The organism is Methylopila sp. 73B, assembly GCF_000526315.1.
GTDB lineage: Bacteria > Pseudomonadota > Alphaproteobacteria > Rhizobiales > Methylopilaceae > Methylopila.
Window position 1 is genome coordinate 2,037,343 of the sequence record NZ_JAFV01000001.1, and the last position, 20,824, is coordinate 2,058,166.

Here is a 20,824-nt window from a genome sequence, read left to right on the forward strand (position 1 = left end):
GCCCCTCACGCGGCGGCCTCCGCCATGGAGAAGAAAACGCCGCCGGCCCAGACGCCGAGCCGCCCGTTCTGCTCTTCGGCGAGGTCGACGAGATCGTAGACCGCGGAGCGGGCGACCAGCGCCCAGAGGTCGGAACGCACGTGGACGTAAGGCTTGAAGCCGCCATCGGTCGCCTCCTCGAAGCGCAGGGCGTGCTCGGGCCCAACGTCCACCACGTCGTCCACATTGGTGCGGAAGCGAATGCGGCGCTCCGGTCCCTCGCCGTCGCTCGCCAACTCCACCGCAAGGAAGGGCGCGTCCTCGACGGTGATGTCGAGCTTCTCGGCCGGCGTCACGAGGACGTAGCCCTCGGGATCGCGCCGCAGCACGGTGGAGAACAGCTTGACGAGCGCCGGACGGCGGATCGCCGACCCCTCGTAGATCCAGGAGCCGTCCGCCCGAATGACCAGGTCTAGCCTGCCGCAGCGTTCCGGATTCCATTTGTGCACAGGCGCGACGCCGCGGGCGCAGGCCTCGCGCGCAGCCTCCGCGAGCGCGGTCATCCGGTCCGGAGCGGGCTCACCGGGAGCCGCGCTCGGCGTCTGGTCGGACATCACGTTCAGTTGACGCTCCTGCATCTCCGGGCGGGGCCTTGGTGTCGCCCCTTTCCTGCCCTCTGCCTAAATGTAAGGCGGCGGACCTACGAGGGTAACCCGCCCCACGCCCGCGCTCCCGACCTTAAGCCCACGGCGCGAGGCTTGCATTGTGGGCCATACGGTCGTCCGATGCGTAACAGTCCGACGACACAGCATGCGAGGAGCGCTCCATGACGCAAGCGGCGACCGACGGCGCGACCGACCTCGACGCGGCCATCGTCCGCGGCGCGGAAGCGATCGGCGGCCATGTGGCCAGCGCCCGCGCCGCGATCGGCCAGGTTATCTTCGGCCAGGACAAGGTGGTCGACCAGGCGCTGCTGACGGTCCTCTGCGGCGGCCACGCCCTGCTGGTCGGCGTTCCCGGCCTCGCCAAGACGAAGCTGGTCGAGACGCTCGGCACGGTGCTCGGCCTCGACGCGCGACGGGTGCAGTTCACGCCGGACCTGATGCCCTCCGACATCCTCGGCTCAGAGGTGCTGGAGGAGGACGCCCACGGGCGTCGTTCGTTCCGCTTCGTCTCCGGGCCGATCTTCGCGCAGCTGCTGATGGCCGACGAGATCAACCGCGCGAGCCCGCGCACGCAGTCCGCGCTACTCCAGGCGATGCAGGAGTACCACGTCACCGTCGCCGGCCAGCGCTACGACCTGCCGCGCCCCTTCCACGTGCTCGCCACCCAGAACCCGCTGGAGCAGGAAGGCACCTATCCGCTGCCCGAGGCGCAGCTCGACCGATTCCTGATGCAGATCGACGTCGACTATCCCGACCGGGACGCCGAGCGTCGCATCCTGCTCGCCACCACGGGCTCGGAGGAGGCGAAGCCGAAGGCGGCGATGACCACCGACGACCTGCTTCAGGCGCAGCGCCTCGTCCGCCGCCTGCCGGTGGGCGAATCCGTCGTCGAAGCCATCCTCGACCTCGTGCGCTCCGCCCGTCCGGAGACGGCGGAGAAGGCCGTCGCCGACAAGATCGCCTGGGGCCCCGGCCCCCGCGCCAGCCAGTCGCTGATGCTGGGCGTGCGCGCCCGCGCCTTGCTCGACGGCCGCTTCGCGCCCTCGATCGACGACGTGGCGGCGCTGGCCGGCCCGATCCTGAAGCACCGCATGGCGCTGACCTTCTCCGCCCGCGCCGACGGCGACACGCTTCAGGGCGTGATCGCGAAGCTCGTCGAGCGGCTCGGCTGACGCGGATGGCGGTGCGGGCCGGGCTGCTCGATCCCTCCGAGACGCGCGTCGCCCAGCGGCACGAGGAGGCGGCGCTCGGCCTCGCCGGCAGCCTGCCCCGGCTGGTCGTCGCGGCGCGCCGAGCCTCGGCGACCGTCGTCCACGGCCTGCACGGCCGCAGGCGTGCGGGCACGGGCGAGAACTTCTGGCAGTTTCGTCGCTTCACCACAGGCGAGCCCGCCGGCCGCATCGACTGGCGCCGCTCCGCCCGCGACGACAACGTCTACATCCGCGAGCAGGAGTGGGAGGCGGCGCACACCGTCTGGATCTGGATCGACCGCTCCCGCAGCATGGCCTTCCGCTCCAGCCTGTCCGAGACCTCCAAGGTCGAGCGCGCCGTCGTTATTGGGCTCGCGCTCGCGGACGTGCTGGTGCGCGGCGGGGAGCGCGTCGGCCTGCTCGGGTTGACACGCCCGACCGCGAGCCGCAACGCCATCGAGAACCTCGCGCAAGCCTTGATCGCCGCCGGCGACGACGACGCGCATCTGCCGCCCGCGGCCGCCCCGATCGCGCGGCTGTCGGAGGCGATCGTGATCGGCGACCTGCTGGCGCCGGAGGAGGAGATCGCGGCGACCGTCGCGAGCCTCGCGGCGCGCGGCGGACGCGGGCATCTGGTGGCGATCGTCGATCCTGTCGAGGAAACCTTCCCCTTCACCGGCCGCACCGAGTTTCTCGACCCGGACGTCGCAGGCCTCAAGCTGGTCGCCGGCCGCGCCGAGGAGTGGCGGCAGGGCTACGCCGAGCGGCTCGCCCGCCACCGCGCGGCGCTGGCCGAGATCGTCCGCCGCCACGGCTGGACGCTGCACATCCACCGCACCGACCGTCCCGCGACCGAGCCGCTGCTCGCGCTGCACGCGCGGCTCGCGGAGCCGGCCGCATGAGCGCGCTCCCCCTCGCCTTTCTCAGCCCCTGGCTGCTCGTCGGCCTCATCGCCCTGCCGGCGTTGTGGCTGCTGCTGCGCCTGACCCCGCCGCGTCCGCAGACGGTCGCCTTCCCGCCGATGCGCCTCCTGCTGGACGTTGTGGCCAAGCGCGAGACGCCGTCGCGCACGCCGTGGTGGCTGCTGCTGCTGCGGCTCGGGCTCGCCGCGCTGATCATCTTCGCGCTCGCGCGGCCGATCTGGAACCCGCAGGCGGCCGCGACCGCGGGGTCCGGTCCGCTGCTCGTCGTGGTCGACAACGGCTGGGCGGCCGCGCCCGAATGGGACGCGCGAGTCGACGCCGCAAGCGCGGCGATCGCGGCGGCCGGCGACGACGGCCGCGCCGTGGCGCTGGTGGCGACCGCCGACGCCGCCCGCCGCGAGATCGGTCTCGAGACCGCCGACGAGGCCGCGAAACGCCTCAGAGTGCTTGCGCCGGAGCCGTTCTCGCCGGACCGCGCGCTGCTGCTGCCCGCGCTCAGCGAGTGGCTCAAGGCGAACCCTTCCGCCGACGCGCTTTGGATTTCCGACGGGCTGGCCGGCGGAAACGCCCGCGCCTTCGCCGACGGGCTCAAAGCCGCGCTCGGCTCCCGCGGGCTTGCGATCCGCATTGATCCCGCCCGCTCCGCCCGCGGCCTCGCGGCCGCCGACAATGCGCCGGGCGGCCTGACCGTGAAGGCGCTCCGCGCCGAGGCCGCGGGTCCGGAGACCGTGCGGGTGCGCGCCAGCGACCTGCGCGGCCGCGCGCTCGGCGAGACCGACGCGGCGTTCGGCGTCGGCGCCCGCGAGGCGACGGCGACCTTCGAGATGCCGGTCGAACTCCGCAACGACATCGCCCGGCTGGAGATCGTGGGCGCCAAGACGGCCGGCGCCGTGCACCTGCTCGACCAGCGCTCCCGCCGCCGCACCGTCGGCGTCGTCACCGGCGCGACCGCCGACACCGCGCAGCCGCTGCTGTCGCCGACCTATTACGTCACCCAGGCGCTCAAGCCCTTCGCGGACGTGCGCGAGGCCCGCGGCCAGGGCGCAAGCGCCGCCGTGGAAAGCTTCGTGGAGCAGAAGCTGCCCGTGATCATGCTCGCCGATGTCGGCGCGTTGACCGAAGCCGCCCGGGCGCGCCTGAGCGGCTGGGTGCGGGACGGAGGCGTGCTCGTGCGCTTCGCCGGCCCCCGCCTCGCAGGCGCCGCCGACGACGGCCTGAGCCCGGTGCGGCTGCGGCAGGGTGGGCGCACGCTTGGCGGCGCGCTCGCCTGGGAGACGCCGCAGGCGCTTGCGAGCTTCGCAGGCTCCGGCCCCTTCGCTCCGCTCGCCGTTCCGGGCGACGTGACCGTGACGCGCCAGGTTCTGGCGGAGCCCGACGCGGACCTGCCCGACCGGGTGTGGGCGACGCTCGCGGACGGCACCCCGCTCGTGACCGGCGCGCGCGACACCAAAGGACTGAGCGTCTTGTTCCATGTCACCGCCGACACCCGCTGGTCGAACCTGCCGCTGTCGGGCGCCTTCGTCGACATGCTGCGGCGGATCGTCGATCTGTCGGGGTCTGGTCCCGCGCCGAAAGACGCTGCGCAGGGCGCCGCCGCGGCCTCGGCGTCTGCCGAACCGGCGCAGGCCGCGTCTGCGCGCGCGACGCTGCCGCCGACCCGCACCCTCGACGGCTTCGGCGCGTTCCGCAGCCCGCCGGCGACGGCCAAGCCCGCCCCTACCGAAGGCCGCCCCGCGGCGACCCCGGACAACCCTCCCGGCTTCTACGGCCCCGTCGAGGCCGGGATCGCGATCAATGCGCTCGGCGCCGACACGAGCCTTGCGCGCATCGATCTGGCCGGCCTCGACGCGACGGTTTCGGACGTTGTGGCGGTGGAGCCGACGCCGATCGCGCCGTGGCTGTTCACGCTGGCCGCGCTGTTCGCCATCCTCGACAGCCTGGTGGTGTTCCTGCTCGGCGGCGGTCTGGCGCTGCTTGCGCGCCGCGGTCCAAGGGCGGCGGCGTTGGCGCTGGCCGTTGCGGGTCTCGCGCTCGTCGCGCAATCCACCCCCGGGATCGCCCAGGCTGCGCCGCCGAAGGCCGCTTACGACGAACGCTTTGCGCTCGAAGCGACGCTCGCCACCCGTCTCGCCTATGTCTCGACCGGCGATTTTGAAGCCGACCGCATCGCGAAGGCCGGGCTCGAGGGCCTGACGCAGCAGATCGCGCTCCGCACCGCGCTCGAGCCCGGGGCGCCCATGGCGGTGGATCCCGCCAAGGACGAGCTCGCGTTCTTTCCGCTGCTGTATTGGCCCGTGGTGGAAGGCGCGCCGACGCCCTCACAGGACGCGCTCGCCCGCATCGACGCCTACATGAAGCAGGGCGGCACCATCCTGTTCGACACCCGCGACGCCCTGACCGGCGGCCGCGGCCCGGAGGGCGACAGCCTGAAGCGCATCCTGGCCGGTCTCGACGTGCCATCGCTGGAGCCCGTGCCACGCGACCACGTTCTGACCAAGGCGTTCTACCTGCTCGATGAGTTTCCCGGGCGCTACGCCGGAAGCCCGCTCTGGGTCGAGACCATCCCCGCCGCCGACGACGGCGAGGAGCGCCCGGCCCGCGCGGGCGACGGCGTCTCGCCGATCCTGATCACCGGCGCGGATCTCGCGGGCGCCTGGGCGGTGGGCTCCGATGGCCTGCCGCTGTTCCCAACCTCCAGCGACGAACGCCAGCGCGAGATGTCGACCCGCGTCGGCATCAACATCGTGATGTACACGCTGACCGGAAACTACAAGGCGGACCAGGTCCATGTGCCGGCGCTGCTCGAAAGGCTGGGGCAGTGAGGCGGCTCCGCGGTCATCCCTCCCCTGGGACAGGGGAGGGTGGACGGCCGCAGGCCGGCCGGGTGGGGTGCGTCGACCACCTGCGCTCCACGCCCGAGCCCCCACCCGACCTCGACCTACCGGCCGAGGCCACCCTCCCCACGCCTGACGGCGCGAGGAGGGAAAAGGAAGACGCATGAACCTCGACGTCGCCTTCGCGCCGCTGCTGCCCCTCCCCGCGCTGATCGCTTTGGCGATCGCGGGCGCGGTCGTGGCGGCGCTCTGCGTGCTCGGGCGCACCCGCGGCGCCTGGCTGCGCGCGGGCGCCATCGCCTGCCTGCTGCTCGCGCTCGCGAACCCCTCCTTCACGCGCGAGGACCGCGAGACCCTGACCAACATCCTGCCTGTGGTCGTCGACCGCTCGGGCAGCCAGACGCTCGACGGCCGGAAGGAACAGACCGACGCCGTGCGGCAGGCGGTTGAGGAGCGGCTGCGCGGCCTGCCGAACACCGAGGTCCGCTGGATCGAGGCCGGGCAGGACGGCACGGCCTCGGACGGCACCGAGCTGTTCTCGGCGCTGCGCAACGCGCTGGCCGACGTGCCGCCGGAACGCGTGGCCGGCGCGCTGTTCGTCACCGACGGAGTCGTCCACGACGTGCCGGCGGACGCTCGCGACCTCGGCTTCACGGCGCCCCTGCACGCGCTGATCACGGGACGGCCGGACGAGCGCGACCGCCGGGTGGCGCTGACGCTGTCGCCCCGCTTCGGCATCGTCGGCCAGACGCAGAAGGTGGGCTTCCGGATCGACGAGGTCGGTCAGGGGCTGGGCCGGCCCGTGCCGGTGGTGGTGCGCCGCGACGGCGAGGAGATCGCGAGACTCGACGCGCTCCCCGGGCAGGTCACGACCTTCGACGCCCCGATCGCGCATGCGGGCGTGAACTTCATCGAGATCGAGGCCGAGCAGGTCCCGCAGGAGATCACCAGGGTCAACAACCGGGTGGTGCTGCCGATCGACGGCGTGCGCGAGAAGCTCCGGGTGCTGCTGGTCTCCGGCGAGCCGCACGCCGGCGAGCGGACCTGGCGCAACCTCCTGAAGGCGGACGCCAGCGTCGATCTCGTGCACTTCACCATCCTGCGCCCGCCGGACAAGCAGGACGGCACCCCGATCAACGAGCTGTCGCTGATCGCCTTCCCCACGCGCGAGCTGTTCGCCCAGAAGATCGACGAGTTCGACCTCATCATCTTCGACCGCTACGCGCGCCAGGGCATCCTGCCGATCATCTACTTCGACAACATCGCCCGCTATGTGCGGGACGGCGGCGCGGTGCTGGTCGCCTCCGGCCCGGACTACGCCGAGCCCGGCTCGCTGTTCGAAACGCCCCTCGCCCAGGTGCTTCCGGCCGAGCCGATGGGCGGCGTGGTGGAGCGCGCCTTCCGCGCGCAGCTCTCCGACGTCGGCCGCAAGCATCCGGTCACCCGCGGGCTGCCGGGGTCCGAAACCAACCCGCCGACCTGGGCGCCGTGGTTCCGGATGGTCGACAGCCGGTTGCGCGAGGGCGAAGCCGTGCTGACCGGCCCTGACGACCGGCCGCTGCTGGTCCTCGCCCGCGAGAACCAGGGCCGCGTTGCGCTGCTGCTCTCCGACCACGCCTGGCTCTGGGCGCGGGGCTTCGATGGCGGCGGCCCCCATGTGGACCTGCTGCGGCGGCTGTCGCACTGGCTGATGAAGGAGCCGGACCTCGACGAGGAGGCGCTGCGCTCGCGCGCGACCGGCAAGACCGTCACCTTTGAGCGGCAGACGCTGAAGGACGAGGTCCAGCCGGTGACCGTCACGCTGCCCGGCGGCGCGACGCGCGAGGTCACGCTGACCGAGGCGGAGCCCGGCCTGTGGCGCGGCGTGATGGAGACGCCGGAGCTCGGCCTGCACCGGGCGACGGACGGGACGTTCACCACCCTGGTCAACGTCGGCCCGCCGAACCCGCGCGAGTTCACGGAGGTCGCGAGCAGCCCGAAGCGCCTCGAAGGCGTCGCCGGCGCGACCGGCGGTTCCGTCCGCCGGGTGGTGGCGGAGCCGGGCGCCGACATCGAGGTCCCGCGCGTCGTGCCGGTGGCCGCCGGGGCGCGAGCCTCTGGCTCCGACTGGATCGGCGTCCGCCAAGCCGACGTCTCGGTGGTGCGCGGCATCGGCATCCTGCCGGTGTTCGCGGGGATTCTCGGGCTGATGCTGCTGATCGGCGCCTTCGCGGCGACCTGGGCGCGCGAGGGCCGGTGAGCCGCCCGCGCCACCCCCGCCCGACCTGAGCCGCGGCGATGTCGTGGGGGCTCGATCTCGTCCAGCACTTCCTGCTCGCCTTCTCCGCGCTGTTCTCGATCGTGAACCCGATGGGCGGGGCGCTGATCTTCAGCCAGGTCACGTCGAACCGCACGCATCTGGAGCGGGTCGCGCTCGCCGGCCGCATCGGCGTCTACGCCGCCATGATCATGTTCGGCGCGCTGTGGATCGGCGTCTACGTGCTGAACTTCTTCGGCGTGACGATCGAGGCGCTTCGGATCGCCGGCGGGCTGGTGGTGGCCGCCGCCGCCTGGCAGATGCTGAACGCGCCGGAGCACCGCGAGGCGCGCAAGCAGAGCCAAGCCGATGAGGCGATGGAGGGCGCCCCCGCCGACACCGCCTTCTTCCCTCTCACCATGCCGCTGACAACCGGCCCCGGCACCATCTCGGTCGCGATCGCGCTGGGCGCCAACCGCCCGGCGGAAGGCGCGGCCTTCGTCACCTTCGCGGTCGGCGCCTCCGCGGGCGCGCTCGCGGTGGCGGGCTCCGTCTGGCTCGCCTACCGCTGGGCGGACGGAATCGTGAGCCTGCTCGGGCCCGGGCGCGTGCAGATCGTGGCGCGGCTCGCCGCGTTCCTCCTGCTCTGCGTCGGCGTCCAGATCACGCTCAACGGCGCGATGGAGGCGCTGAAGCAGGTGCGGGCGGAGGAGGCTGCGGCGGTCGTTGCGCCGACGCGGCGATGAGGACGCCTCACAGCGGCTTGAGGCCGGCTTCGATCTCGGCCCGCTGGGGCTCCAGGAACGGCGGCAGCGCGAGACGTTCGCCGAGCGTCTCCCCCGGCTCGTCGACTGCGAAGCCTGGACCGTCCGTCGCGATCTCGAACAGCACGCCGCCGGGCTCGCGGAAGTAGAGCGAGCGGAAGTAGTAGCGCTCGACCTCCCCGCTGGAGCGCAGGCCCGCCTCCGTCACCCGCTCGGTCCAGGCGGTGAGGCCCGCGCGGTCCGGCGTGCGGAAGGCGACGTGGTGCGCGCCGCCGGCGCCTTGCCCCGCGAAGCCGAGGCCCGGCTGCACCGCGACATGCAGCTCCGTTTCCGGGCCGCCGCCCTCGCCCATGGCGAAGACATGGACACGCCCGACGCCGTCAGGATCGGCCTGCTCGGCCACATGACGCATGTTCATCACCTCGGTCAGCACCCGCGCGGTGCGCTCGAGCTTCGGCGCGCTGATGGTGATCGGCCCGAGCCCGCGGATCTGGCGCTCGGCCGGCACCGAACTCGCCTCCCACGAGTGCGCCTCGCCGGCGCCGCCGTCGGCCACGAGCCGGAGCCGTTGGCCTTCCCCGTCCTCGAGATCCAGCGACGGTCGGCCGGCGCGTTCGGCGATGTCCGAGACCGTGACGCCCTGCGCCGTGAGCCGCTCGCGCCACCACGCCAGCGCCGCCTCGTCGGCGACGCGCAGGCCGGTGCGCACGATGCTGTTCGAGCCCCGGCGCTCGCGCGGCGCGGGCCAGTCGAAGAAGGTCAGGTCCGTGCCCGGCGAGGCCTGCCCGTCGGCGTAAAACAGATGGTAGGCGCTGACGTCGTCCTGGTTCACGGTCTTCTTCACCAGACGTAGGCCCATAGTCTCGACGTAGAAGCGACGGTTCGCGGCGGCGTCGGCCGTGATCGCGGTGAGGTGGTGGACGCCGGTGAGCGCGAGCGACATGGGGAACGACCTCCTGGCTGACGGGGCTTGGCTTTCCATATCGGCGTGCGCGCCCGCAACGTTAAGAGCAGGCTGTATGCGTAGGCGCCCGCCGCTTATGCCGCCGACGCAACCAGGAGCGGGCGATGACCGAGTTCGTGATCGTGACGACCACGGTGGACGACGCCGACGCAGCCGAGGCCATCGCTCGGGCGGCTGTGGAGCGTCGGCTTGCGGCCTGCGCCGGGATCGTGGCGCGGCGGAGCGTCTACCGGTGGAAGGGCGCGGTGGAGACGGCGGAGGAACTCGCGGTGGAGCTCAAGACGCTTGCCTCTTTGGTTCCCGCGCTGCAGGCGGCGATCCTCGAATGGCATCCTTACGAGCTGCCCGAGATCGTAGTCACGCCGATCGTCGGAGGCTCGGCGGCCTATCTAGGGTGGGTGCGAGAGGGCGTAGACGTGGGGTGACGACCTCTACCAGCCCGTCATCCGCACGCGTGCATGCGGGGCGTGACGGGCTGGTTGGTTAGGCGCCGTAAGCTCTCACGCCCGCTCGGCCGCCCCACGGGGATCGAGCGACAGCGTCGGATCGATCGCGGGCGCCGTCTTGGGCTCGGCCTCGGCGCGCACCCGCGACTTCGTCGGGTCGTAGTGCGGGAAGGCGACCACCGTCGCCGGGATGCGCTTCTGCTGGCCGTCGAGCTTGCCGATCTCCACCGCCGTGCCGAGCTCGGCGTAGGTCACGTCAAGCCTCGCGAGCGCGATGGTCTTGCCGAGGATCGGCGAGCGGGTCGCGCTGGTGACGACGCCGATCTGCGCGCGGCCCACATGCACGCAGTCGCCGTGGCCGATGTGCTCGGCGCCGGTGACGTCCAGGCCGACCAGCTTCTTCGACGGCGTCTCGCGGCGGCGCTTGAGCGCCTCCGCGCCGACGTAAGGGTCGGTCTTCTCCTTCGGCACAGCGAAGCCGATGCCGGCCTCGAACGGGTCGGTCTGGTCGCAGAACTCATAGCCGGCGAAGGCGAGCCCCGCCTCGATGCGCAGCATGTCGAGCGCCTTGAGGCCGAGCGGCTTCATCCCGCGCGGCTCGCCGGCCGCCATGATCGCGTCCCACACCTCCGGGGCCTTGTCCGGGTGGCAGAACACCTCGTAGCCAAGCTCGCCGGTGTAGCCGGTGCGCGAGACCACGACCGGAATCCCGGCGATCTTGCCGACGGTGAAGCGGAACCACTTCAGCTCGGTCACCGTCGGCTGATGCGCCGGCGTGACGACGAGGGTCTCGAGGATCTCGCGCGACAGCGGGCCCTGGACGCCGACGTTGTGGAGCTGGTCGGTGGAGGTCTTCACCCAGGCCTTGAGGCCGTGCTTCGCCGCAAGCTCCCGCAGGTGGACGCCGCAGTAGTCCTCGCCGCAGATCCAGCGGAAGTTGTCCTGGCCGAGCCGGAACACCGTGCCGTCGTCGATCATGCCGCCGTGGTCGTAGCACATGGCGGTGTAGACGACCTGGCCCACCGCCAGCTTCTTCATGTTGCGGGTGACGGCGAGCTGCATCAGCGCCTCGGCGTCAGGCCCCAGCACCTCGAACTTCCGCAGCGGCGAGAGGTCCATGATCGCGGCGCGTTCCCGGCAGGCCCAGTATTCGGCGATCGGGCCCTCGTCGGAGTAGCAGTCCGCCAGCCAGAAGCCGCGGTACTCTACGAACTTGCGGGTGAGCGCTGCGGTGCGCGGGTGGAACCCGCTTTCGCGCGTCAGGCGCGGCTCGGCGTCGGGCGTCATGCGGTGGGCGATGCCTTTGGAGAAGTTTTCGGCGGCGTCGTAGACGCGCACATGGATGTCGGTGGGCTCCCAGGCGTTCGCGACATCGATGTCGTCCGCGCAGGAGGAGGAGGAGCAGACGAGGTCCGTCAGCGCCCGCAGCAGCACGTAGTCGCCGGGCCGGGACCACGGCTCGTCCATGGTGATGCCGTCGTCGGCGCCGACGACCGTGTTGAAGAAGAAGTTGATCGCCGGCCACCCCGCCCGCGGCTCGATCCCGTAGGGCCGCAGCGCGCGGTTGAAATTGTCGGTGCAGTTGTCGTGGCCGGGATAGCCCATGTCCTCGTAGTACTTCGATGAGCACGCGAGCAGGAAGGCGTCGTGCCGGCCGACCGTGTCGCGCACGATCTCGACCAGCGGCGTCATGCGCGCGTCGAAGTACTTCGAGTGTAGGCCGGGGCCGGGATTGGCTGTGCCCATGAGGGTGCGGGTGACGGTCGGGTCGAGGCCGAACTCTTTCCCGCGCTCAAGCGCCGCGGCGTCGAAGGCCAGAAAGTCAGAGCACTGCTTGCCGTCGACGTCGATGATCTGGATGTAGTCGCCGGCCTTGACGCGGTAGGCCTCGGCGGTGGCCGCCCTCACGCGCAGGTCGAGCTTGGGCTCGGCCAGCGGCGGCGGCGCGACGCCGCGGTTCGGGGCGTTGCTCGCGATCTCGAGCTTGAGGTCGGTGGGCGGCGTCTGCTCGTCCGGCGCCATGGCGCGACCGATCGGCGCCAATGCCACGATCGCATCCGCCGAGGCCTGGAAGGCCGCGACCGCGCCGGGCGCCGTGTCGGTCGAGAGCAGGCGGAAGCCGGCGAAGCGCGACACGTCGACCCCGCGCGCAGCGAGCGCGGCCTTGGCGGCGGCGGCGGCCTCCGCGTCTTCGTCCGAAACTTCGACGAAATCGCCAGAGAGAGCGCCCTCGGTCGCGAACAGCAGGCCGGGCTGACGCCCCTCTGGGTCCACGACGCGGCAGCGGTCGCCGGCCGCGAGGTCGAACACCAGCGCCTCTCCCCCACGGGCGACGAGAGTGGTGAGGCGGAGCGGAGCGGAGTCGGTCATGGCGTCCATGGACGTGGTCTTTCAAAAGAGCGGGACTCAAGCCGGCGCACGCCGCGCTGCCGCGACGTCGCAGCCTCCCTCTCCCCTTGCGGGAAAGGGTAAGGGTGAGGGGTCGTCCGGGACGCCCTCCGGCGGCGTTGAAGATGTCCCGAACGACCCCTCATCCGGCGCTGCGCGCCACCTTCTCCCGCAAGGGAGAAGGGAAGCAGCGCGCGCAGCTGTGCGACGGTCCCCGTTACTCCGCCGCCTGGCTCGCCGGCTGGTTCAGGAACGCCTCGAGCGAGTCGTCCATCGCCTTCATCCAGGTGGTGTGGTGCACCGGCGCGACGTTGCCGGTGATGACCGAGGGGTAGGCGCGGTCGCGGTAGGTGAGGATGCCCTCGACCTTGTGGTGCTCCCACTCCTTGAACAGCTTCGCCACGGTGTCGACGTCGAGATGCGGGTAGTCGGTCGGCTCCAGCAGCTCGCGCACGTAGTCGGTCTGGAAGTCGATCATCTGCTCGGCGGTTTCGAGCGTCCCGAGCCGCGCCACCCAGGCTTCGCTGTCTGCGTGCATCGTCGCGTAATCCGGCAGCGCGATGCGGTCGAGCACCACGTCGCGGGCGTACCACGCCTGCGCGTCGAACATGTTGAAGGTGTAGAACTGGTCCTGCGCGCCGATGTGCATCAGCTTCGGGTTCTGCTCCCAGAAGATGCCCTTGTAGAGGTTCGCCGGGTACAGGCTGGTGCGGGTCTCGAGCCGGAGATCGTCCGGCAGGAACGGGTAGTGGTTGAGATAGCCCGTGCAGAAGATGATCGCGTCGACGTCTTCCGCGGTCGAGCCGTCCTTGAAGTGGCAGGTCTTGCCGACGACCTTGGTCAGCAGCGGCTTCTCCGAGAAGCTCGCGGGCCAATCGAAGCCCATCGGGCGGGTGCGGTAGCTGAAGGTGATCTGCTTCGCGCCGTACTTGTGGCACTGGGTCGCGATGTCTTCGGCGGAGTAGCTCGAGCCGATCAGCAGCACGTGCTTGCCGGCGAATTCGTCAGCGCAGCGGAAGTCATGCGCGTGCAGCACGCGGCCGAGGAACTTCTCGACGCCCTCGAAGCTCGGCACGTTCGGCGTGGAGAAGTGGCCGTTGCAGACGAAGACGTAGTCGAACTCCTCCGACACCCGCTTCTTGGCGACGAGATCGGAGACCGTGACGGTGAACTTCTGGGTCGCCTCGTCCCACTCAACGTCGCGCACGGCGTGGTTGAACTTGCAGTATTTGCGGACGCCGCTGCGCTCGACGCGGCCGGCGATGTAGTCGTGAAGCACCGCGCGCGGTGGGTAGGACGGGATGGGCCGGCCGAAGTGCTCTTCGAAGGAGTAGTCCGCGAACTCTAGACACTCCTTCGGGCCGTTCGACCACAGGTAGCGGTACATGGAGCCATGAACCGGTTCGCCGAACTCGTCGAGCCCGGTGCGCCACGTGTAGTTCCAGAGCCCGCCCCAGTTGGACTGCTTCTCGTAGCAGACCATTTCCGGGACCTCGACGCCCGCGGCCTTCGCGGACTCGAAGGCGCGGAGCACGGCAAGCCCGCTGGGCCCGGCTCCGATAACGGCGACACGCTTGGGCAATGACCCCTCCTCGAACTCGTTCATGAGCGTCGTTCGCGGCCGGTCACGTCGTGCGCGCCGGCTTGTTCCCCTGCAATTCGACGGCCGAAACGATCCTTCATGTTTTCGTGAGTGTCAACGTTTTTGCTTTTGAGGAATTAGCGTCAGCCAAAGCCACAAACCTGCGAGAGCCTGTCGACGTCGAAAAAAGTCGCCTTCGGGTCTCGCCCCTGCTAGAGGCGCGGGCGACCCCGCAACATGCCCGGCGACGCCAGACCCGATGTCCCCGCTCGCGCCCCTTCCGCCGACCCTGCTCCGCCGCTTCGAAGCCGCCGGCTTCGCGCGCGCCGAGCCCCAGATTCTACAGCCGGCGGAGCCGTTCCTCCACGTCATGGGCGAGGAGTTGCGCACCCGCATGTTCCTCACCGCCGACGCGGACGGCCGCGATCTCTGCCTTCGGCCTGACTTTACCATTCCCGTCGCGCTTCAGCACATCGCCGGCGGCGACGCCGGCCGCGCGCAGTCCTATTTCTACGCCGGCCCGATCTTCCGCCAGACGCGCTCGGGGCCGAGCGAGATCGCCCAGGCCGGCGTCGAAAGCTTCGGCCGCCCGGATGGGCTCGTGGCCGAGACCGAGATCCTCGCGCTGGCGCTCGAGGCCGCCGCGGCGCTTGGCGTGCCCGAGCCGTCTATCCAGCTCGGCGACCTCGCCCTGCTCGACGCCGCGGTCGAGGCGCTTGAGGCGCCGTCCGCGCTGCGCCGCCGCCTGAAGCGCGAGATCGCCTATGGCGAGACGCTGGACGCCCTCAACGCGCCGCCGCCGGCCCGCGCCGCGCACGCGGGCCTCTTCGGCGCGCTCGACGCCGCCGGCCCCGACGCCGCCCGCACGGTGGTGGAGGATCTGCTCTCGCTCGCCGGCATCGCGACCGTCGGCGGACGCACGCCGGGCGAGATCGCCGAGCGCTTCATCGAGCAGAACGCCGCCCGCTCCGCCGCGCGCCTTCCGGCCGCCCAGCGCAAGGCGCTGCAGGACTTCCTCGCGGTGGACGACCTCGCCCGCGCGGCCGAAACGCGCCTCGGCGCCCTCGCCCGCGAGGGTCTCGCCATCGGGCCCGCCCTCGAAACGCTGGGCCGGCGGCTCGACGCCTTCGCCGGCGCGGGGCTGCCCGTCGACCGCATGCGGTTCTCGACCCGCTTCGGCCGCAGGCTGGACTACTACACCGGTCTCGTGTTCGAGCTCGGCCGCCCCGGCGCGCCCGGCCCGCTCGCGGGCGGCGGTCGCTACGACGGCCTCCTGACGGCGCTCGGCGCCACGCGCCCTGCCCCCGGCGTCGGCTTCGCCCTGTGGCTCGACCGCTTCCCCGGAGCCTGACGCCCATGTCCGGACCGCTGATCCTCGCCGTTCCCTCCAAGGGCCGCCTGCAGGAGAACGCGCACGCCTTCTTCGCACGCGCCGGCCTCAACTTCGTGCAGCCCGGCGGGGCGCGCGACTACCGCGGCGCGATCGCGGACGTGCCGAACGTCGAGATCGCCTATCTCTCCGCCTCCGACATCGCCGGCCAGCTCGCGAGCGGCGCCGTCCATCTCGGCGTCACCGGCGAGGACCTCGTCCGCGAGGAGATCCCGGACGCCGCGACGCGCGTGAAGCTGCTGCAGCCGCTCGGCTTCGGCTACGCCAACGTGGTGGTGGCCGTGCCGAAGGCCTGGATCGACGTCGCCACCATGGCCGACCTCGACGACGTCGCGGCGGACATGCAGCGCCGCCACGGCCGGCGGCTGCGGGTCGCGACCAAGTACGTGAACCTGGTGCGCAACTTCTTCGCCTGGACAGAGCCCGGCGACCGGCGGGGCGCGCGCACCAGCGTCTCGAACTACCGGATCGTGGAAAGCCTCGGCGCGACCGAGGGCGCGCCGGCGGCCGGCGTCGCCGACATCGTGGTCGACATCACCACCACCGGCGCCACGTTGGAGGCCAACGCGCTCAAGGTGCTGGAGGACGGCGTCATGCTTCGGAGCCAGGCGCAGCTGGTCGCGAGCCTCGGCGCGGATTGGCACGACGGCGCGCGCGCCGCGGTGCGCACCATCCTTACGCGGATCGCGGCGGAGGTGCGCGCCCGCGAGGTCCGCGAAATCCGGTGCCGCTTCGACGAGGGCGTGGGCCGGACGCTGGTCGATCTCGCCGCCCGCTACGACGCCCGCGCGCCGTTCGGCCCGCCGCCGCCGGGAACGCCATTGGTGCTGCATGCCCCGAAGAAGGCGGTGTTCTCGCTCGTCGAGGCGCTCGCGACCGCCGGCGCCGGCACGATCACCGTCGCGACGCTTGAAGACGTGTTCGAACCCAACCCGCGACTGGTCGCGGATCTGTTCGGCGCATTGGGCTGAAAATAGGAAGGGCGGAACCGCTTCGGGGGTAGCGGTTCCGCCCTTTAACGGCCTGCCGGTCGGGGGAGCCAGCGGCCAGTCGAAAAGCTCGGGGGAGCTTTCGGGGACATAACGTGGAGCCCCACGGCTGGTTCCACGTTTCCGCGAATTTTTTGATTTGTTGGATCGCCGGCCCTCAAAACATCATATCGCGTTCGTCCGCCGAGATGCGCCCAAATGCGCCGTGTCTTCAGGTCGGCGGAACGGCCGCGCCGAGGTGGCTTTCGAGAAAAGCGATCGTACGGTCCCACGCGAGGTTGGCGGCCTTCCGCTCGTAACGCGCGGGGTTGGCGTCGTTGTTGAACGCGTGGTTCGCGCCCTCGTACATGTAGAGTTCGAATTCCTTTTCGTTCGCCTGCAGCGCCTTCTGGAACGCCGGCACGCCGGCGTTGATGCGCTCGTCGAGCCCGGCGTAGTGCAGCTGCAACGCGGCTTTGATCTGTGGCACCCGGTCGTCGGCCAGCGGCTGCCCGTAGTAGGCGACGGCGGCCTTGAGGTCGGGCGCCGCGGCGGCGAGGCGGTTCGCCATGCCCCCGCCCCAGCAGAAGCCGAGCGCGCCCACCGCGCCGTTCGAGTCCGGCCGCGCCGCAAGGACCGGGATAGCCGCGGCCAGGGTCGAGGCCGTCGCGTCGAGGTCGAGCTTGCCGATCATCTCGCGCGCCGCGTCCTCGTCCGCGGGCGTGCCGCCCAGCGGCGACAGGAGGTCGACGCCGTAGACCAGGAAACCCGACACCGCGAGCCGTCGCGTGACGTCCTGGATGTGCGGGTTGAGGCCGCGGTTCTCATGGATGACAATCACCGTCGGACGCTTGGCCTCGCGCCGTCCCTTGGCGAGGAGGCCGGTGACCGGGCCGTCCGGGCCGGGAAAGGACAGGGTCTCCGTCACGATCCGCTTGTCGTCCGGCGCGACGATCTGGGCCTGGGCGTAGTCGTTCGACAAGGCGCCGAGGAGCGCCTGGGCCGCCGCGGTCGAGCCCGCGAGCAGCGCCAGCCTCTCCATGAAGCCGCGGCGGTCGAGGTCGCCATGGGTGTAGCGGTCGTAGAGGGCGATGGCCTTCTGATCGGGGCGCGGGGGCATGGCGTCGCTCTCGGCTTGGGCCGCGAAGGGCGCGGCGGACGAATCCTGCAGGACTTTAGACGAGAACCGGCGCGGTTCGCGTCTCACGTCGCCGTCACCGCGGCGGCTGGACCGAGCGCGCGACCGCCTCGAACTCGGCGCGGCGCGCGTCGAACGCCGCCTTTTCGGCGACGCAGACCACCGTGGTGCGGCCTTTCGGCGTGTCGACCAGCACGAAATAGGAGCGCGCGTCCGGCGCAGGCTGCCCGTCCGCCGCCTTGACGTCGCCGACGACCGCCGAGCCGGCGAGCCCCGCGTGTTCGAAAGGCGCCACGCTGACGACGTCGTAATACAGCGCGAGCGTCGCCTTGATCAGAGCGCTCCACTCCGACTTCGCGGTGAAGGCGTTGATCTCCGCCTGCGACAGGCCGGCGTTCTGCGGAGCGGCCTGGAAGCCGACACGGCAGCCGGGCTCGGCGCCGTCGCCCTTCCGGATCGCGAACGAGGCGGCGTAGCGCGCGCCGCCGTCGATCTTTTCCGCGACATAGCCCGCCGGCGCGTCGATCGCGAGGCCCGTGGCCTCGTCGCGCACGGGATCCGCCGCAGCCGCGGTCGCCATGAGCAGGCCCGAGATCGCGATGGCCGTTCCGAGCTTCATGACAGGCTTCCTCAGACGCATCCCCTGCACATAGCGCGCGCGGCGACGGGTGAGGAGGAAACGTTCGTTTGAACGCGAGGAAACACGCTTTTTGACGCGATGGAGCGATGCGACGGCTCGCGCGTTGTCGCTTCGCGTCGTCAGCGAAAGTCGGTTCCATGAGCGTGGTTTCAAAATGCGCGGCCGTCGCGCTCGGTCTTCTCGTGTCGTGGAGCGCCGCGGCGGCGGAGCCGCGGCCCGCGCCGCCTCCCCCCACGGAGTTGACGAGCCAGGCGGTCGACTCCGCCGATTTCGACGGCTGGCGGGCGCGCTCGGACGCGCGCGCCAAGGCGGACGCCGAACGCAAGACCGCGGTGGAGGCCGTCGCCAAGGCGCGCAAGAAGAAGGACAAGGCGGCCGCGCGCGATCGCCTCGCCAAGCTGCCGAAGCCGGACGACGGCGCAGATCCGTTCCTCGTCCGCGCCCAGGTGCTGCTGGACCGCGTTCATGCCTCCCCCGGCGTCATCGACGGGCGCGACGGCGACAACTTCAAGAAGGCGGTGCGGGCGTTCCGCGAGATGCGCGGGATGCCGATCGAAGGCGGGCTCGACCCGGAGGTCTGGACCGCCCTGGCCGCCGACAAGGCCCCGGCGCTGAAGCCCTACGTCATCTATTCCGAGGACGTGAACGGCCGCTACGAGGACAAGCTGCCTGCCGACTACGCCAAGCTCGCGAAGCTCAAATGGCTGGGATATCGCGATGCGGTCGAAATGCTGTCGGAACGCTTCCACATGGATCCGCCGCTGCTCCGCGCCCTCAATCCCGGCGTCGACTTCAAGACCGCCGGCGTCGCGATCCAGGTGGCGGACGTCGGCGGCTTCGCCGAGGGGACGGTGCGCCGCGTCACCGTCGACAAGAAGCTGGGAGAACTCCGCGCCTACGACGACGCCGACAAGATCGTGATGATCGCGCCGGCGACGATCGGCTCGCCCGACACGCCGTCGCCGGAGGGCAAGATGACGATCAACGGCGCGTTCCCGGACCCGCACTACATCTACGACCCAAAGAAGAACTTCCAGCAGGGCAAGAACCGCAGCAAGCTGACGCTGCCGCCCGGACCCAACGGCCCGGTGGGCTCGATGTGGATCGACCTGTCAAAGCCGACCTACGGCATCCACGGCACGCCCGAGCCGTCGCAGATCAGCAAGACCGCGAGCCATGGCTGCGTCCGGCTAACCAACTGGGACGCGGCGGAACTCGCGCGGATGATCAAACCCAAGGTGACGGAGGTGGAGTTTTCGGAGTGAGACGAAGCGCCGACCAGACCGGAGCCGCGTTCGCGCGCAACGTCGTCGCGCCGGTGAGCGCCCTCGTCGGCGCGATGATCCTCGCGAGCATCGCGGCCGCGATCTGGATCGCCCATCACCAGACCGCCGATCTGAGGGCGCGCGAGCGCAGCCTGGTGGGCAGCGCGATCGCCGCGCGGTCCGCCTCGCTCGAGAAGACCACCAACGACTACGCCCTGTGGGACGACACCTTCGAGCGCGTCGTGCGCCGCAGGGACGAGGGGTGGTTCGAAGCCAATATCGCGCGCCCCGCCGCCGACGAGTACGATTTTGCGCTCGTCGCTGTCGCCGACCCGACCGGAAACGCCCTGTTCGGAACGCGCGGCGGCGCGCGTTTTTCCGGGCCTCTGGATCAGATCCTGGTCGGCGGCTTCCGCGCCCTCATCGACCGCATGGCGGCCACCGGCGCCGACGCCACCGAGTCGGGGCTGTTGCTGCTGGACGGCGAGCCAACCCTGGTCGCGGTCTCCCGCATCCGGCCCTACACGGCCACGGCCGCCGCCGGCGCGGACCTGGGATCCCTGATCCTCGTGCTGGCCGACCAGGTGGGCCCGTCGCAGATGGATGCGCTGGCGAAGGCCTATCTGCTTCCGGACCTGCGGGTCGTCCCTGTCGCCGAGGACGACGCCACGCTTCCGCTCAACACCCTCGACGGCCGCCGTCGCCTCGTCCTCGCCTGGCGTGGCGGGGATCCCGGCGGCGCGCTGCTCCGCGATCTCCTGCCGCTTATGATCGTCCTGCTGTTCGCGTTCGCCGGGATGACGGCCTATGTGCTGCGCCAAGGCAAGGCGGCGACGATCCGGCTCGGCGAGAGCGAGCGCCGCGCCCTGCTCGATCCACTGACCGGGCTGCCAAATCGTCTGGCGCTGTACGCCCGGGTGGAGGGTCTCGTCGGCGCGGCCCCGCCGGCGAGCTTCGCCCTCGCCTATCTCGATCTCGACGGCTTCAAGCAGGTCAACGACGAGCACGGCCACGAGCTCGGCGACGAGGTGCTGCGGCAGGCCGCGCGCCGCATAGCCTCCGCGGTCCGCGAGATCGATCTCCTGGTGCGGCTCGGCGGCGACGAGTTCGCCATCCTGTTGCCCGGCCTGTCCGACGCCGCGACGCTGCGGCAGTTGGCCGAACGCGTGATCGCGACCGTCAGCGAACCGATCGACGCCGGCGGCGTCACGGTGCGGGTCGGGGCGACGATCGGCGTCGCGGTCTCGCCCGCGGACGGGCGGGAGACGCTCGAACTGATCAAGGTCGCCGACGCCGCGCTTTACCGGGGCAAGCGCAGCCGCAAGGGCACCGTGCAGTTCAGCCTGACGGCGTGACGCACAGCCGGCGGTAAGCCCGTCAAACGCCTCGGACAGCCACCTCGACGAAAAAGGCCCCGGATCGCTCCGGGGCCTTCGTCATTTCGCAGTGCGG

At 71.3% G+C, this 20,824-nt stretch carries 16 protein-coding genes; 10 read left to right on the forward strand and 6 right to left on the reverse strand.

Annotated features, from left to right (window positions below):
* Window positions 1–5 precede the first annotated feature (5 nt).
* Window positions 6–542 (reverse strand): DUF1285 domain-containing protein, encoded by a 537-nt coding sequence (locus tag K244_RS0109900; RefSeq protein WP_245259809.1) that lies wholly within the window; start codon window positions 540–542, stop codon window positions 6–8.
* Between the two features lie 263 nt (window positions 543–805).
* Here K244_RS0109900 and K244_RS0109905 point away from each other — a divergent pair, with 263 nt between their 5' ends.
* The 5 genes from K244_RS0109905 (at window position 806) to K244_RS0109925 (ending at window position 8,573) form a co-directional block, all read left to right on the forward strand.
* Window positions 806–1,816, forward strand: a complete 1,011-nt coding sequence (locus K244_RS0109905; RefSeq protein ID WP_020186104.1) for a MoxR family ATPase — start codon at window positions 806–808, stop codon at window positions 1,814–1,816.
* A 5-nt stretch (window positions 1,817–1,821) separates the two neighbouring features.
* On the forward strand, window positions 1,822–2,736 hold the full coding sequence (locus K244_RS0109910) for a DUF58 domain-containing protein (RefSeq protein ID WP_020186105.1): 915 nt from the start codon (window positions 1,822–1,824) through the stop codon (window positions 2,734–2,736).
* The gene (locus tag K244_RS0109915) at window positions 2,733–5,579 is read left to right on the forward strand and encodes a DUF4159 domain-containing protein (RefSeq protein ID WP_020186106.1); all 2,847 of its coding nucleotides are present in this window, start codon (window positions 2,733–2,735) and stop codon (window positions 5,577–5,579) included. The genes K244_RS0109910 and K244_RS0109915 overlap by 4 nt, the downstream gene beginning before the upstream one ends.
* 175 nt (window positions 5,580–5,754) lie before the next feature.
* Window positions 5,755–7,830, forward strand: a complete 2,076-nt coding sequence (locus K244_RS0109920) for a hypothetical protein (RefSeq protein WP_020186107.1) — start codon at window positions 5,755–5,757, stop codon at window positions 7,828–7,830.
* A 38-nt stretch (window positions 7,831–7,868) separates the two neighbouring features.
* On the forward strand, window positions 7,869–8,573 hold the full coding sequence (locus tag K244_RS0109925; protein WP_020186108.1) for a MarC family protein: 705 nt from the start codon (window positions 7,869–7,871) through the stop codon (window positions 8,571–8,573).
* 7 nt (window positions 8,574–8,580) lie between these two features.
* On the opposite strand, the gene K244_RS0109930 is transcribed toward K244_RS0109925, so the two are convergent.
* A complete protein-coding gene (locus K244_RS0109930) occupies window positions 8,581–9,534 on the reverse strand; it encodes a ring-cleaving dioxygenase (RefSeq protein ID WP_020186109.1) in 954 nt (317 codons plus the stop codon).
* 125 nt (window positions 9,535–9,659) lie between these two features.
* On the opposite strand from K244_RS0109930, the gene cutA reads away from it, so the two are divergent.
* A complete protein-coding gene (cutA, locus tag K244_RS0109935) occupies window positions 9,660–9,980 on the forward strand; it encodes a divalent-cation tolerance protein CutA (protein ID WP_020186110.1) in 321 nt (106 codons plus the stop codon).
* Window positions 9,981–10,055: 75 nt separating this feature from the next.
* Here the strand turns inward: cutA and K244_RS0109940 are convergent, their stop codons facing one another.
* Window positions 10,056–12,380, reverse strand: a complete 2,325-nt coding sequence (locus K244_RS0109940; RefSeq protein ID WP_020186111.1) for an aminomethyltransferase family protein — start codon at window positions 12,378–12,380, stop codon at window positions 10,056–10,058.
* A gap of 226 nt (window positions 12,381–12,606) precedes the next feature.
* Complete coding sequence (locus K244_RS0109945) at window positions 12,607–13,971, reverse strand: NAD(P)/FAD-dependent oxidoreductase (protein WP_024816417.1); 1,365 nt, start codon at window positions 13,969–13,971, stop codon at window positions 12,607–12,609.
* A gap of 259 nt (window positions 13,972–14,230) precedes the next feature.
* Between K244_RS0109945 and K244_RS0109950 the strand changes: the two genes are divergently transcribed.
* Together K244_RS0109950 and hisG are read left to right on the forward strand one after the other, a co-directional pair.
* A complete protein-coding gene (locus K244_RS0109950; RefSeq protein WP_020186113.1) occupies window positions 14,231–15,322 on the forward strand; it encodes an ATP phosphoribosyltransferase regulatory subunit in 1,092 nt (363 codons plus the stop codon).
* Window positions 15,323–15,327: 5 nt separating this feature from the next.
* Window positions 15,328–16,332, forward strand: a complete 1,005-nt coding sequence (gene hisG / locus K244_RS0109955) for an ATP phosphoribosyltransferase (RefSeq protein ID WP_020186114.1) — start codon at window positions 15,328–15,330, stop codon at window positions 16,330–16,332.
* A gap of 229 nt (window positions 16,333–16,561) precedes the next feature.
* Here hisG and K244_RS0109960 read toward each other — a convergent pair whose 3' ends face one another.
* Both K244_RS0109960 and K244_RS0109965 read right to left on the reverse strand, forming a co-directional pair.
* Complete coding sequence (locus tag K244_RS0109960) at window positions 16,562–17,449, reverse strand: dienelactone hydrolase family protein (protein WP_020186115.1); 888 nt, start codon at window positions 17,447–17,449, stop codon at window positions 16,562–16,564.
* A gap of 94 nt (window positions 17,450–17,543) precedes the next feature.
* The gene (locus K244_RS0109965) at window positions 17,544–18,086 is read right to left on the reverse strand and encodes a hypothetical protein (RefSeq protein ID WP_020186116.1); all 543 of its coding nucleotides are present in this window, start codon (window positions 18,084–18,086) and stop codon (window positions 17,544–17,546) included.
* A 158-nt stretch (window positions 18,087–18,244) separates the two neighbouring features.
* Between K244_RS0109965 and K244_RS21755 the strand changes: the two genes are divergently transcribed.
* Together K244_RS21755 and K244_RS0109975 are read left to right on the forward strand one after the other, a co-directional pair.
* Window positions 18,245–19,372, forward strand: coding sequence for a L,D-transpeptidase (locus tag K244_RS21755; RefSeq protein ID WP_020186117.1), 1,128 nt, complete (start codon window positions 18,245–18,247; stop codon window positions 19,370–19,372).
* Window positions 19,369–20,727, forward strand: a complete 1,359-nt coding sequence (locus tag K244_RS0109975; protein WP_020186118.1) for a diguanylate cyclase — start codon at window positions 19,369–19,371, stop codon at window positions 20,725–20,727. Before K244_RS21755 ends, K244_RS0109975 begins: the two co-directional genes overlap by 4 nt.
* Window positions 20,728–20,824 lie beyond the last annotated feature (97 nt).

Bases quoted from the DNA above. Each gene is read 5' to 3' on its own strand.
- K244_RS0109960 (WP_020186115.1), bottom strand. From the start codon at position 17,449: ATGCCCCCGCGCCCCGATCAGAAGGCCATCGCCCTCTACGACCGCTAC.
- K244_RS0109900 (WP_245259809.1), bottom strand. From the start codon at position 542: ATGACCGCGCTCGCGGAGGCTGCGCGCGAGGCCTGCGCCCGCGGCGTC.
- K244_RS0109930 (WP_020186109.1), bottom strand. From the start codon at position 9,534: ATGTCGCTCGCGCTCACCGGCGTCCACCACCTCACCGCGATCACGGCC.
- K244_RS0109905 (WP_020186104.1), top strand. From the start codon at position 806: ATGACGCAAGCGGCGACCGACGGCGCGACCGACCTCGACGCGGCCATC.
- K244_RS0109920 (WP_020186107.1), top strand. From the start codon at position 5,755: ATGAACCTCGACGTCGCCTTCGCGCCGCTGCTGCCCCTCCCCGCGCTG.
- K244_RS0109915 (WP_020186106.1), top strand. From the start codon at position 2,733: ATGAGCGCGCTCCCCCTCGCCTTTCTCAGCCCCTGGCTGCTCGTCGGC.
- hisG (WP_020186114.1), top strand. From the start codon at position 15,328: ATGTCCGGACCGCTGATCCTCGCCGTTCCCTCCAAGGGCCGCCTGCAG.
- cutA (WP_020186110.1), top strand. From the start codon at position 9,660: ATGACCGAGTTCGTGATCGTGACGACCACGGTGGACGACGCCGACGCA.
- K244_RS0109950 (WP_020186113.1), top strand. From the start codon at position 14,231: ATGTCCCCGCTCGCGCCCCTTCCGCCGACCCTGCTCCGCCGCTTCGAA.
- K244_RS21755 (WP_020186117.1), top strand. From the start codon at position 18,245: ATGAGCGTGGTTTCAAAATGCGCGGCCGTCGCGCTCGGTCTTCTCGTG.
- K244_RS0109940 (WP_020186111.1), bottom strand. From the start codon at position 12,380: ATGGACGCCATGACCGACTCCGCTCCGCTCCGCCTCACCACTCTCGTC.
- K244_RS0109925 (WP_020186108.1), top strand. From the start codon at position 7,869: ATGTCGTGGGGGCTCGATCTCGTCCAGCACTTCCTGCTCGCCTTCTCC.
- K244_RS0109965 (WP_020186116.1), bottom strand. From the start codon at position 18,086: ATGAAGCTCGGAACGGCCATCGCGATCTCGGGCCTGCTCATGGCGACC.
- K244_RS0109910 (WP_020186105.1), top strand. From the start codon at position 1,822: ATGGCGGTGCGGGCCGGGCTGCTCGATCCCTCCGAGACGCGCGTCGCC.